Genomic DNA, 13,307 nt, shown 5'->3' on the forward strand with positions numbered 1-13,307 from the left:
GTTTTTCCTACTCTGTCAGTGCCGCGACTTCCGTCGGGATATTTTGCGGATGAAGGATTTTTACCTGTTTATGGCGGCCCAGTTCACCCTTTTCTATGATGACCTGGCTTTTCGCCACCCGAAACTGTTTTGCCAGATATTTGGTCAGATGCGCATTTGCCTGACCATCCACCGGCGGGGCGGTAATGGCGACTTTTAGCTCGTCGCCATGCAAACCGACAATGCTGTCCCGGCTGGCTTTCGGCTGAATATACAGCCGTAAAACCAGCCCGTCAGTGCAGGCGCTGACCGCACTCATAGCGCCATCCACAGCCCCGGCAGCAGCATGTTGCCCGTTGACTGTAACAGTTCGGCGATGCCCATATTCAGCACATAAAGCAGCAGTACCAGAATCATCGGGGAGAAGTCGATACCGCCCATTGAAGGCAGCAAATTACGAATCGGGCGCAGCAGCGGTTCCGTCAGCTGAATCATTGCAAACTCAACCGGGCTGCGGCCACGGCTCACCCAGCTCATGATCGCCATGACCAGCAGGACCCAGAAAATGAGCGAGCCAATGGTTTTCAGGAGGATCAAAACCGCGGCAATCCAGATAATCGGCTGGAAGGTGATCACCATAAACAGCACGATGGCTTTCACCACGGACAGAATAAAAGCGACCAGCAGCGAAGCGCTGTCAATAGGCCCCATCGCAGGAATAATGCGGCGTAACGGGCCGATGACAGGTTGCGTGATTTTCACGACAAACTGTGAGAACGGATTGTAAAAATCACAGCGGGCCCACTGCATCCAGACGCGCAGCAAAAGCGCCATCGTATACAGTTCAATGACCGTTGAGAGCAGGAAGGTCAACGTCTTCATGGCGTTCCTCAGGTTTCCTTATTATTGGGAGTAGTTGCGCGCACCGAAAATGGCTGTGCCGATGCGCACCATAGTGCTGCCTGCCGCGATAGCGGCTTCCATATCGTCCGACATGCCCAGTGAAAGCGTGTCTACCGTAGGGTAGTGTGCTTTAAGCGCCTCAAATGCTACCGCCATTTGCCGGGCTACCGCAAACTGCCTTTCATAACTTGACTCAGGGGCCGGAATTGCCATCAAACCGCGAAGCGTTAAGCCCGGCAGTTCAGCGACCTGCGCCGCCAGTTCGTCAAGGGCAGAGAGCGCAATGCCGGATTTGCTGTTTTCATCGCTGATATTGATTTGAATCAGTACGTTAAGCGGGGTCATGCCTGAAGGGCGTTGCTCGCTTAAGCGCGTGGCGATGCGCAGACGATCGACGGTGTGGCACCAGTCAAAATGTTCTGCGACCAGACGGCTTTTGTTCGACTGCAAGGGACCGATAAAGTGCCACTGCAGATCGCCAATTCCCGATGCCTGAAAATGGCGAATTTTTTCCACACCTTCCTGAACGTAATTTTCGCCAAAGGCGCGGTGGCCTGCGTCAATCGCTTCTGCGATCGCACTCGCAGGTTTCGTTTTGCTGACTGCAAGCAGCGTGACTTCTTCTGAAGCACGGCCGCAACGCATTGCAGCGGCTGAGATTTTGTTCCTGACCTGTGTCAGGTTATGCGCAATGTCGTTCATTTTCCGGGGAGTGTCGTATGGATATGGAAGAAATTGTGGCCCTTAGTGTAAAGCATAACGTCTCCGATCTACACCTGTGCAGTGATTCGCCACCGCGCTGGCGAAGGCAGGGCGACCTGGAGCCTGCGCCATTTCCGTCGCCAGATATTGCGCAGCTGCTGAAAGCGTGGCTTAACGACGAGCAGCAGGGCGCGTGGTGGGCCAATGGTCATGTGGATTTCGCGGTTGCGCTGGACTCGGGGCAGCGGCTGCGCGCCAGCGCCTTTTTGCACCTTACCGGTATGTCCCTGACCTTAAGATTGCTGCCGCGCGCGTGCCCAACGCTCGCCGATTTAGGTGCGCCCAGGGTGATTCCCGAGCTGCTGACCTATGACAACGGGTTGATTCTGGTGACCGGCGCCACGGGCAGCGGCAAATCCACCACCCTCGCGGCGATGGTGGATTATCTCAATCACCATCTCGACGGGCATTTGCTGACGCTGGAAGATCCGGTGGAGTTTATCTATCACAGCGAACGATGCCTGATACATCAGCGTGAAATTGGCCTTAATTGTCCGTCGTTTTCCGACGCGTTACGCGCCGCGCTGCGTGAAGATCCGGACGTCATTTTAATCGGAGAACTCCGCGACAGCGAGACGATCCGCCAGGCACTCACGGCGGCAGAAACCGGGCATTTGGTGCTCGCCACGCTGCATACCCGCGGCGCGGCGCAGGCCATCGAACGGCTGGTGGATACCTTTCCCGCGCAGGAGAAAGATCCGGTACGCAATCAGCTGGCAGGCAGCCTGCGGGCAGTCCTGGCCCAGAAGTTGCTGCGGGACGTGCAGGGAGGGCGCGTGGCGCTGTATGAAATGCTGGTCAATACGCCGGCTTCGGCAAACCTGATTCGCGAAGGCAAAACCTGGCAGTTGCCCGGCGTCATTCAAACCGGGCAACAGGCAGGAATGCAGAATTTTGACCAGAGCCTGGCAGAGCGCCGGGCACAGGGGCGACTCTAACGAACGTGCAGAGCGTAGACCGCAGGCCGTCTGCCGGCAGTGGCAAGGATCTCCATCTTCACTTCACGGGCCATGATGGGGGCAGGCAGGTGATGCTCGCAGACGGAATGATGGTTATGCTCCACCTCGCTAATCATTTGTTCATCGGCCCACAGTCGGTAATGCGTAATGCAGTGGGGCGTAACGGCCTGATGATGGCCCATTTGCACCGTCTCCATCGCATTATCGAAATCATGGTCCTGGATTAGCGTCAGGCTACGGATTTCCTGCGGGTTCGCCCAGCGCCAGACGACCTGCGGAGAGAGATCATCATCGGCGGGGATCCATCCGTTGGTTTGCTGCTCCGGACGAAGGTGACCATTCAGTAATTGCCCTGCGGCATAACAGCGCATAGGCGTACTCAGCCGCAGAGCGGGGAAGACCTGATGCGGATGGCGGCGCGGAAGCCAGAAGTCGAATTCGTCCACGCCAAAATCCCCCTCGACCACCTGACGGGTATGTTTTGCCACGCGCGCGTTAAGGCTATTGAAGACGGTCATTAAACCGGGCAGATGCACGTCGGTCAGCGCAATTTCAGCGCTATCGCAGGCATCAAAGGCGATAAACACATACTGATCGCGATCGCTTGTCCAGGCAAAGGTGCAGCGGTGATCCTGTTCATCCGCTAAGGCTAAGCTGCAACGAGCATACTCCAGGTCAGGGGTGAAATTGCCTGCTTTCATACTGCCCAGCAGCGACACGCCGATTGATTGCGGGGCAGTCGAACGCAGGCGGAAGGTAATGTCAGGAAAAGGCTCGCAGCTTTTTACCGGCATAACGACTGCCATTCTGGCGCCTAGCGACAGCCACTCTCCGTTCTGCTCCAGGGTGGAGAGTATAAATTCACTGCTGGTGGTGACGGTTGCCCCCTGCGCCGGGTTTTCCAGCCGCTGGCGCGGGATATAGCAGCCTGTCGCCTGCAGCTGTTGTTGCAGTGCGCCAATGCGCCCGGGGTCGGCCAGCATTTTGGGCGTGAGGTGTTGAGCATGACACAGCGCCGCCGCGCGCCCGACGACTTCGCCAAGCACACCGCAGGTGCACATCACGCGGGCGCTGCCGAAGGCGACGTGCGAGGCGGAAATCAGCCTGCCGGTCAGGAACAGGTTATCCAGCGAACGGCTATAGAGCGATCGAAACGGAATGGTGTAGGTGCCCTTGCTGTGAAACTGACGGCAGCCATCATGGGTACTGTAAACGCCGTCGGCTGGGTGCAGGTCAATCGACCACCCGCCGTAGGCCACGGCATCGTAATGATCGCGCTGCTCGATGATGTCCTGCTGGCAAAGCAGATGATCGCCCATAAACCGGCGGCTCTCCCGTTTGCCGGGGATCGCGCCGACCCATTCAATCGTCAGGTTATCCGCATCAGGGAATTCACCGGAGTTTTTAATGTAATCCCAGACGCCCCAGACGATTTTCCACAGCTCCCATTTGATCTCTTCGCTTTGATGTACGGTATCAAGACGCCCGCCCCACTCCAGCCACCACAGGTCGCAGCCGTTGAGCGTCGAGGTAAGACGTCTGTAGCGGGGGATCTCGGTGATGTCTTTCAGGGCGAAGGAGGGGGCCACAAACTTAACCGGCCCGGAAGTGCGTTTGGTATAGAAGTAAATCGAATGGCCAAGCTTATGGCCGAAGCGATCGCCGGGGGCCATTTTTTCGCCCAGTTCGTCGATATCTTCCGCCCCTTCACGAAACTCTGCTCCTGCGAGGAAACCCAGCACGCCGTCGCCGGTTGCATCGCAAAACTGCCCGGCCTGAACATGGTAAAACGTCTCGTTGATGGCATTAAACGCGCTGACGGCAGTGATGCGTGAGCCTTGTTTCTCGATGTCGTAAACGGCGGTATTCAACAGCAGCGTCAGTCCCGGCTGGCTTTTGGCGAGATCGAGCAGGACCAGGTCAAACATCACCGGGTTTCCCTCTTTGTTGCGCCAGAGATTCTCCTCCATGATCTCACCCATAATGCCGCCTTCACGCGCCCAGCGGTTATTGTTGCCCATATGCGAGGTGGCACCGTTAGCCCACAGGCGCACTTCGCTTGAGGCGTTACCGCCCAGCACGGGCCTGTCCTGAATGAGCACAACGTTCAGTCCGTCCCGGGCCGCTGCGAGCGCCGCGCATAGCCCGGCAAGCCCGCCGCCGGCAACCAGCAGGTCGGCCGTAAGCGAAGTCACGGGGAAGGTTCTGGCATCATTTTGCGGATAGATTTTCATTACCTTGTATCCTTCTGAACTGGCTGTAGAATCGACGCATTCACTTCTAAATCGAATAAAAACTGCTATGTCATCACAACCGAATCAAAGCCTGATTGACGGCATACGCTGTCTGCAATATCTGGTCTCAAGCGATCGCGCCATTGGCTGCCGCGAACTGTCGCGTCTGATGGGAATCAACACGACACGCGTGAACCGTTTACTGATGACCATGGCCTCCATTGGCCTGACGATGCAGGATGAGCAACGCCGCTATTTACCCGGCCCGGGTATCCACGCATTAGCCGCGCAGTCGATTCGTGGCTCCAGACTCTTCTCCAGTGCGCTGCCCAAGCTTGAGCGCCTGGCACCACGGGATATCGTTGTGGCGCTCGGGGTTCTCTGGGAAGACCAGGTGATTTACATCTGGCACTCCGTTCCCGGCAGCCCGACCAGTCAGGCTTTAGCGGGCTTCCATATGCTGCCCGCCTGGCAATCGGTTATTGGCATGTCGCTACTGGCTGCCGAAAGCGACGAGCAGTTAACAGCCAGATTGACGCCTGAACAGTGGTCCAGCCTGGCGCCGTATGTGGCTCAGCAGCGCGAACAGGGGCATGTCGTCTGGCACCACGAAGACGGAGAGGTCTCCATGGCGCAACCGGTCGGAGCACACCACGCTGCGCTGGCCTTTGCCGGCATGTGGCAACCTGGCGATGCCGTGATACAGGCGCGTCTGAAAGAGCTTTATGCACTGAATGCCCAACTGTTAGAAAGCGCATAAGCCACTATGTTTCTTTTATAGAAACACTCGGGAAGATGCAAAAAGGAGACCGGGAAGTGTGAGCAGGATCGAGAGATAAAAAGATTTTGCCCGGCAACGCGGGCAAATCGGCTCGGGTCAGTAACCCTGTTCGAAGAAGCTTTCGAGGATAATCACAGCGGACGCAGAATCAATGCTGCCCTTGTTAAGCGCACGGAATCCACCCTGTTGAAACAGGCCGGAACGGGCTTCAACGGTGCTCAGACGCTCGTCATGAAGCTTAACAGCCACTCCGAAACGTCCGTGAATTTTATTGGCGAACTTACGCGCACGGGCAGTGAGCGGCTGCTCGGTACCGTCCATGTTTAACGGCAGGCCAACAATAACCTCATCGGGCTGCCATTCTTTGAGCAGGCGTTCGATCAGCGTCCAGTCCGGCGTGCCGTCCTGCGCCTTTAGCGCGGTCAACGGGCGCGCGGTACCGGTGATGCGCTGACCAATAGCCACGCCAATACTTTTGGTACCAAAATCGAATGCGAGAAGGGTGCCACTCATTACGCGTGCCCCGCAACGCCAGGCATCGTCTGGATATCAATACCAATCAGTTTTGCCGCGTCGCGCCAGCGGTCCGCAATGGGGGTCTTAAACAGAATATTCAGATCGGCGGGGGCGGTGAGCCACGCGTTATCGAGGATCTCCTGCTCCAGTTGACCTTTCTCCCACGAAGCATATCCGAGCGCAACCAGCACGTCTGTAGGCTGGCTGGCCGTACCCAGCGTTTCGAGCACGTCGCGCGAGGTGGTGACGACCGTATTGTCAGACACGCGAATGCTGGAGGAAAAACCCGGCGGCGTATGAAGGATAAACCCGCGATCTTCCGCCAGGGGGCCACCCAGCATCACCGGTTTATCGAGGCGGATCTCCGGAAGGCGATCTTCTGAAGCGATCTTCAGCTTATCCAGAATGCCGTCGATTTGCAGATTTTCCAGCGGTTTATTAATGATAATCCCCATCGCACCGTCTTCATTGTATTCGCAGATATAGACTACGGAACGACGAAAAAAGGGGTCCTGGAGAGCAGGCATGGCAATCAGAAAGTGATGCTGTAAATTCATTGTCAGAGGTTCTGTTTCCTGGTTTAAAAAGCAACAGCGTTCAGTATGCGTACAAATGAGAACGCTGTCACTTATTGGTGTATTACTTCACTAATCGTTTCTCAATAGCGTCCATCAGCATACCGGTAATGGAAACAGGGAATTCGGCTTCGATTTCGCGGATGCAGGTGGGGCTGGTGACGTTCACTTCCGTCAGGCGATCGCCGATGATATCCAGACCGACAAAGATAAGGCCTTTCGCTTTCAGCATCGGTCCAACACGACGGGCGATTTCCCAGTCGCTTTCGCTCAGTGGGCGAGGTTCGCCACGGCCGCCAGCCGCCAGGTTACCCCGGGTTTCGCCGCCCTGCGGAATGCGCGCCAGGCAGTAAGGTACCGGCTCGCCATCCACAACCAGCACGCGCTTGTCGCCGTCCACAATGGCCGGAATATAGTTCTGCGCCATGCAGTAGCGGGTGCCGTGCTCGGTCAGCGTTTCGGCGATAACGCCAATATTCGGATCGCCTTCTTTAACACGGAAAATAGATGCACCGCCCATGCCGTCGAGCGGTTTGAGGATGATATCGGTGTGCTTCTGCCAGAAGGCTTTAAGCTGGGCTTTACTGCGCGTCACCAGCGTTTCAGGCGTCAGATCGGAGAACCAGGCCGTATACAATTTTTCGTTACAGTCGCGCAGGCTCTGCGGTTTGTTAACGATCAGCGTGCCTTTTTCTTCTGCGCGTTCAAGGATATACGTGCAGTAGATATATTCGGTGTCAAACGGCGGATCTTTACGCATCAGGATCACATCAAGCTCGGCGAGCGGCAGGTCTTGCTCGGAACCGAACTCATACCATTTATCGTAATTCTGCTCGACGTTAACGATACGCGTGCGCGCACGGGCTTCACCGTTGATCAGGTAAAGATCGCTCATCTCCATATAATGAAGCTGATAGCCGCGACGCTGCGCTTCCAGCAGCATAGCGAAGCTGGAGTCTTTCTTGATGTTAATGTTTGCGATGGGGTCCATCACGATGCCGAGCTTGATCATGTTCATCTCCGTTAAAAGCCTAATCGGTCAGGCTTAGCTTCAACCCAGATCGCCAAACCGCACCTGAAGCGCGGTGATGGCAGTGAGTGCCGTTGTCTCAGTGCGCAGAACGCGAGGTCCCAACAGAATATCAGTAAACTGGTAGCGGGCCGTCATTGCTATTTCATCAGCCGAAAGGCCCCCTTCGGGACCAATAAGCAGGCGAACGCGTTCGACCGGCAGCGGCAGCGTGTTAATGCTTGCGCTGGCGCGTGGATGAAGGTTGAGCTTAAGGCCCGACTCTTCTTCGGCACACCAGGCTTCGAGATCCATCGGGGGACGGATTTCCGGGATGCGGTTACGGCCGCACTGCTCACAGGCTGCGATAGCGATTTTCTGCCACTGTTGGATCTTTTTGTTCAGACGTTCAGCATCCAGTTTAACGCCGCAACGCTCAGAAAAAAGTGGCGTAATGAGGCTTACCCCAAGTTCGATCGATTTCTGGATGGTAAATTCCATTTTTTCGCCGCGTGACATCACCTGGCCCAGATGAATATGCAGCGGGGATTCACGATCGTCCGTTTCACCGCCCAGGATAGTGACCTGGACGCTTTTCTTATCGGCGCGGATGATTTGCGCGTCGAAGACCTGGTTTGAGCCATCAAATAGCTGAATCGACTGACCTGCACTCATACGCAGCACGCGGCCAACGTGGTTAGCGGCGTCTTCAGACAGCGCAATGTCGCTGCCAGCGGTAATGCATTCAGGGTGATAAATACGAGGAACACGCATAGTTAAGACGTCCATCAAGAGCTGAGTCCCGGCACGTTTTCCCCGCTCGCCTGGCAGGAGAGGGGGAAGGTGGGGGAAACCTGTTAACAATTGCCGCTAGTGTAGGTTAGCTCTTTTGCGCCTGGCAAGCCCGCTGGACATACGGGTTATGATTCCCCTGAACTTTAGCAATCCGCTCGTCGCGCTGGCACTCCCAGTCGGTCACAGGATAAAGTTTATTCCAGGCGTTGAAGAGCTGGGTCTGCTGGCGCGACAAATTCAGGTCATAGCGATCGCGCATATAGAAGTAGGTGCGGGCAATGCTGCCACGGGCGCGGGCGGGCGGTTCTGCCAGCTTCTCTTTGAAGTCGACCTTCATGCCGCACTGACCATACTGGCCTTCGCCCCCGTTCCACTGGCTGTACATAAAGTTGCCGCGATCGCCGTTCACTTCGCCCACGGCGGGTTGCAGGTTATGCATGTCGCTCTCTATCTGACGATAGACCGGATCCCTGGCACAATTTTTACGTCCGCCATCCTGCCAGCACTGGCGCTGGTGGCCAAACTGCCACGCGGGAACCACATGCTCCCATTCAATACGGCTGGCGCGATTTTCATTTTTGCGCACTTTATAGCCGCAGGATTCAAGATCCACGACCCCTTTTTTACCTTGCCAGTTAATCTTGCAGCCGCAGTAGAAATCACCGGGAACGTCGGCGTTCACCTTCACGCCAGCGGCTTTTGCCTGAGAGAAACTCTTGATACCGTCGGCCAGAACATGGCCTGAAAATGCCGTCGCCAGAAGAGCGACCGCGAAGGAGAGATTACGGGACATCGTGAACTCCGTGTCAAAACGAGCCCGCAACGTAACGAAAGTTGCTCCTGTATGCAATCAGGCAGATCACGAAAGTTCCTGATGGTTCTACCGATTATTCTGCTACCAGCGGCTCCCCGCATTTCACGCAGCGGTAGGTCGCTTCTCCTCGCACCACCCGATTATGGCGGCGGACGGTTAACTGATGCTGCTGGCACGTGCAGCGATAGGGGAACGTATTGCGCCGTACCGATTCCAGCTGGAACTGATGCGTCCGGCGGGCCGGCACGCCAAGAACCTCTTCCATCATCCATTTCCACTCTTTACCGTGGGGCGCCACGCGACCAAAGTGTTTCCATACCAGTAAATGCGCCAGCTCGTGAGGCACCACTTCGTCGATGAAGGCCTGCTGGTTTTCCATCATTAATACGGGATTCAGCCGGATTTCATACGCGTCGAGCCAGGCGGTGCCCGCCGACGTTCCGCGCTGACGATAAACCATTTTGGGTTCGGGGTAGGTGCGCCCCAGCTTGAGATTAGCCTGGGCGAGTTTATCCCGCAGACAGCGCATGACGGCAAGCTGGAGGGCGAGAGGAAGACGGGGTGTTTTCATAGGGGCAGAGCATAAAACGTGGAGCGGGGAGGCGCAAGGGGCGCCTCCCCTCGGGAGATTAGTCGCGTGCGCCAATTTCGCGCAGAGGACGACCTTTCATCAGGTTACGTTCGATGTGTTCCAGCGACACGTGTTTGGTTTCAGGCACCAGCCACAGCGTCAGCACGATGAACAGCAGGTTCAGACCGCCGTACACCCAGAAGGTATTGGCGTTGCCCAGCGTGTTCAGCATGGTCAGGAAGGTTGCACCGACGATCATGTTGGCAATCCAGTTGGTGGCCGTTGAACAGGTGATACCAAAATCGCGGCCTTTCAGCGGCTGGATCTCAGAACACAGTACCCAAATCAGCGGACCTGCACTCATGGCGAAGCCAACGATAAACATCAGGAGCATCGCGACGGCGAAGTACTGCGCCGATGGCGAGTGGATGCCCAGATGCATCATCGTACCCAGCACGCCCATGCCGACAGCCATGACCAGGAAGCCCAGCGTGAGCGTCGGTTTACGACCCCAGCGGTCCACCAGCCCAATCGCAATGAAGGTCGCCAGAACGTTCGTCAGACCAACGATAACGGTTCCCCACATCTGCTCGGTAGTGTTGGTATAGCCTGCCAGTTCAAAGATTTTAGGCGCGTAATACATGATGACGTTCATGCCGGTGAACTGCTGCATCACCTGCAGGAGCACGCCCAGGAACACCGCACGACGGAAGTTGCTGTTTTCTTTGAACAGCGCCCAGCCGGTCTGTTTGACCTTCAGGCTTTCGCGGATCTCATCCAGCTCATTTTTTGCTTCCGCGCTGGAGTCGCGAAGGCGCAACAGCACGCGTTCTGCGTCGTGGAAGCGGCGTTTCGCGGCATACCAGCGCGGGCTGTCTGGCAGGAAGAAGACGCCAATCAGCAGTAAAATGGCCGGAATGATGATGACGCCCAGCATCCAGCGCCATGCGCCGCTGTAGCTGAAGGCGGTATCAGACAGATAGGCACCCAAAATCCCGATGGTGATCATCAGCTGATACATGGAGATCATACTGCCGCGGATTTTTTCCGGGGCAATTTCAGACAGGTAGAGCGGGGCGGTGTAAGAGGCTACACCCACTGCCAGGCCCAGCAGCACGCGGGAGATAATCAGAACTTCCACGTTTGGTGCCGCGGCAGAGCAGAGTGAACCGACCACAAAGAGGATCGCCCCGATCATCAGGCTCTTTTTACGCCCGAGGCGATAAGAGAGCCAGCCGCTGCCTACAGCACCCACGGCAGCACCAAACATCATGGAGCTAACGACCCACTCTTGCGTGTGCGCGCTAATCTGGAATTCATCAGTGATGAAGGGCAATGCCCCTGCAATCACGCCGATATCCAGGCCGAACAGTAATCCTGCGAGGGCTGCGAGAAAGCAGACAAAAAATGTCATTGCCTTATTGGACGTACGCCCCTGTTTTTTATTGTCAGGCATTATGCCCTCCAGTTGGGTTATCAGTTTTATCAATGTAAAGGTTAGGCCAGTGCGGCGTAAAAATATGTGAGACTAATCACATTGGTGTAATCGGTTACACTACCGCAATCCTGTAAAATTTATTAAAGCTTTGAAAATATAGAGGTAAAAGAGTTGATGCGCATCCCGTTTGCATAAAATTCAGACTTAACTGAAACGGAATGTAACAGCATATGAAGTTAGATCATGCAAAGAGATTATTCTGAAAGCGCGGCATTAAGGATGGGGTGTAAGCGGTTTCATTTATCGTCTGGTCAGGCGCCGCAGTCCCGACGAGAAAAACAAAAAAGCCAGCACGAGGCTGGCCTTTTTTACTGGCGGTCGTAATTTACAGGCCGGCAGCATCACGCAGCAGAGCGGCTTTGTCGGTTTTTTCCCATGGGAAATGTTCGCGACCAAAGTGACCGTATGCAGCGGTTTCTTTGTAGATTGGGTGCAGCAGATCCAGCATCTGAATCAGGCCGTATGGACGCAGGTCGAAGAACTCACGTACCAGCAGGGTCAGTTGCTCGGTCGGCACTTTTTCCGTTCCGAAGGTTTCAACCATGATGGAAGTGGGTTCAGCCACGCCGATCGCGTAAGAAACCTGAATCTCACAACGGTCAGCCAGACCCGCAGCCACGATGTTTTTCGCCACATAACGTGCAGCGTAGGCAGCAGAACGGTCAACCTTAGACGGATCTTTACCTGAGAACGCACCGCCACCGTGACGCGCCATGCCGCCGTAGGTATCAACGATGATTTTACGTCCGGTCAGACCGCAGTCGCCCATAGGACCACCGATAACAAAACGGCCCGTCGGGTTAATGAAGTATTTGGTGGACGCGTTCAGCCACTCGACGGGCAGAACGGGCTTAATGATCTCTTCCATCACCGCTTCTTGCAGGGATTTCTGATCGATATCTTCAGCATGTTGGGTAGACAACACGACCGCGTCGATACCCACGATTTTGCCGTCGTCGTACTGGAAGGTCACCTGGCTTTTTGCGTCAGGACGCAGCCAGGGCAGAGTGCCGTTTTTACGCACGTCAGCCTGACGCTGCACCAGACGGTGTGCGTAGGTGACTGGCGCTGGCATCAGCACGTCGGTTTCGTTGGTGGCATAACCAAACATCAGGCCCTGGTCGCCCGCGCCCTGTTCCAGTGGGTCCTGACGGTCGACGCCCTGGTTGATGTCCGGAGACTGTTTGCCGATCGCGCTCAATACGGCGCAAGAGTTGGCGTCAAAGCCCATATCGGAATGCACGTAGCCGATTTCACGCACCGTGTTACGGGTGATCTCTTCGATATCCACCCACGCGCTGGTGGTGATCTCGCCGCCTACCAGAACCATGCCGGTTTTGACGTAGGTTTCACACGCAACGCGCGCTTTAGGATCCTGTTCGAGGATCGCATCCAGCACCGCATCGGAGATTTGGTCAGCGATTTTATCAGGATGTCCTTCTGATACGGACTCGGACGTAAACAGGTGTTTTGCCATTTTTTATTTCACCTAAGAGGAATTTGGTTAGCTCAAACTGCTGTGCGGAAGAGCCATAGGAGATGATTCTACCAAGGCCTGCAGGTTAATGACACTGGCAGTCTGAGTGTTAATCAGTATGGATGGATTAACATCTGGACGGCTATTTTAGGTCAGTTCTTCGCCCGATTTCCAGTGTTTTTTGACTTCGGTCTCACCCTGTTGATCTTTCTGCTGGAAATATTTCCTGACGGTGGTGACAACGTACGCAATTATCTTTTGCTTTTTACCCCTGTTCTCGGTATAAAACGCGGCGCGCGGCTCGTATCGGTCTGACGTTGTTTTCAGGTAAAAATTCCTGAAACAGGAACGCACAGGCAGATAACCAATAAGCGCTCGATGAATTCATCGTGTCGCCACTTCCAGCCGGGTTAAGCAGTGAATTTTTAGCTTTA

General features: G+C 55.5%; 14 protein-coding genes. 2 read left to right on the forward strand and 12 right to left on the reverse strand.

Translation table 11 applies throughout. From position 1 onward, the window contains the following. Positions 1-7: 7 nt before the first annotated feature. The 3 genes from yggU to LZP96_RS16285 are packed head-to-tail and all read right to left on the reverse strand — an operon-like array spanning position 8 to position 1,584. Entirely contained in the window at positions 8-298 is a 291-nt protein-coding gene (gene yggU, locus LZP96_RS16275) for a DUF167 family protein YggU (protein ID WP_064327342.1), read from the reverse strand. After that, positions 295-861 carry a YggT family protein gene (locus tag LZP96_RS16280; protein ID WP_064327341.1) on the reverse strand — a complete coding sequence of 189 codons (567 nt, stop codon included), beginning with the start codon at positions 859-861 and terminating at the stop codon, positions 295-297. Before LZP96_RS16280 ends, yggU begins: the two co-directional genes overlap by 4 nt. 21 nt (positions 862-882) lie before the next feature. Next, the gene (locus LZP96_RS16285) at positions 883-1,584 is read right to left on the reverse strand and encodes a YggS family pyridoxal phosphate-dependent enzyme (RefSeq protein ID WP_064327340.1); all 702 of its coding nucleotides are present in this window, start codon (positions 1,582-1,584) and stop codon (positions 883-885) included. A gap of 17 nt (positions 1,585-1,601) precedes the next feature. Here LZP96_RS16285 and LZP96_RS16290 point away from each other — a divergent pair, with 17 nt between their 5' ends. Continuing rightward, positions 1,602-2,582 (forward strand): type IV pilus twitching motility protein PilT, encoded by a 981-nt coding sequence (locus LZP96_RS16290; RefSeq protein WP_064327339.1) that lies wholly within the window; start codon positions 1,602-1,604, stop codon positions 2,580-2,582. Here the strand turns inward: LZP96_RS16290 and LZP96_RS16295 are convergent. After that, entirely contained in the window at positions 2,579-4,837 is a 2,259-nt protein-coding gene (locus LZP96_RS16295) for an FAD-dependent oxidoreductase (RefSeq protein ID WP_064327338.1), read from the reverse strand. The genes LZP96_RS16290 and LZP96_RS16295 overlap by 4 nt on opposite strands. Before the next feature lie 67 nt (positions 4,838-4,904). On the opposite strand from LZP96_RS16295, the gene LZP96_RS16300 reads away from it, so the two are divergent. Beyond that, positions 4,905-5,597, forward strand: a complete 693-nt coding sequence (locus LZP96_RS16300) for an IclR family transcriptional regulator (protein ID WP_064327337.1) — start codon at positions 4,905-4,907, stop codon at positions 5,595-5,597. A gap of 117 nt (positions 5,598-5,714) precedes the next feature. Here LZP96_RS16300 and ruvX read toward each other — a convergent pair whose 3' ends face one another. The 8 genes from ruvX to metK form a co-directional block, all read right to left on the reverse strand. Then, positions 5,715-6,131, reverse strand: coding sequence for a Holliday junction resolvase RuvX (gene ruvX, locus LZP96_RS16305; protein ID WP_064327336.1), 417 nt, complete (start codon positions 6,129-6,131; stop codon positions 5,715-5,717). After that, positions 6,131-6,691 carry a YqgE/AlgH family protein gene (locus tag LZP96_RS16310; protein ID WP_064327335.1) on the reverse strand — a complete coding sequence of 187 codons (561 nt, stop codon included), beginning with the start codon at positions 6,689-6,691 and terminating at the stop codon, positions 6,131-6,133. Before LZP96_RS16310 ends, ruvX begins: the two co-directional genes overlap by 1 nt. Before the next feature lie 82 nt (positions 6,692-6,773). Beyond that, positions 6,774-7,721: a glutathione synthase gene (gene gshB, locus LZP96_RS16315; RefSeq protein ID WP_064327334.1), complete on the reverse strand. Its 948-nt coding sequence runs from the start codon at positions 7,719-7,721 to the stop codon at positions 6,774-6,776. Positions 7,722-7,760: 39 nt separating this feature from the next. Continuing rightward, positions 7,761-8,492 carry a 16S rRNA (uracil(1498)-N(3))-methyltransferase gene (rsmE, locus tag LZP96_RS16320; RefSeq protein WP_064328185.1) on the reverse strand — a complete coding sequence of 244 codons (732 nt, stop codon included), beginning with the start codon at positions 8,490-8,492 and terminating at the stop codon, positions 7,761-7,763. A gap of 106 nt (positions 8,493-8,598) precedes the next feature. After that, positions 8,599-9,306 carry a deoxyribonuclease I gene (gene endA, locus LZP96_RS16325; protein ID WP_064327333.1) on the reverse strand — a complete coding sequence of 236 codons (708 nt, stop codon included), beginning with the start codon at positions 9,304-9,306 and terminating at the stop codon, positions 8,599-8,601. A gap of 94 nt (positions 9,307-9,400) precedes the next feature. Then, positions 9,401-9,898 carry a SprT family zinc-dependent metalloprotease gene (locus tag LZP96_RS16330; protein ID WP_064327332.1) on the reverse strand — a complete coding sequence of 166 codons (498 nt, stop codon included), beginning with the start codon at positions 9,896-9,898 and terminating at the stop codon, positions 9,401-9,403. Positions 9,899-9,956: 58 nt separating this feature from the next. Next, positions 9,957-11,354, reverse strand: coding sequence for a galactose/proton symporter (gene galP / locus LZP96_RS16335; RefSeq protein WP_064327331.1), 1,398 nt, complete (start codon positions 11,352-11,354; stop codon positions 9,957-9,959). Between the two features lie 367 nt (positions 11,355-11,721). Beyond that, positions 11,722-12,873, reverse strand: coding sequence for a methionine adenosyltransferase (gene metK / locus LZP96_RS16340; RefSeq protein WP_064327330.1), 1,152 nt, complete (start codon positions 12,871-12,873; stop codon positions 11,722-11,724). Positions 12,874-13,307: the final 434 nt, after the last annotated feature.

Origin of the sequence: Huaxiibacter chinensis, from assembly GCF_022171985.1 — a bacterium.
GTDB lineage: Bacteria > Pseudomonadota > Gammaproteobacteria > Enterobacterales > Enterobacteriaceae > Enterobacter > Enterobacter chinensis_A.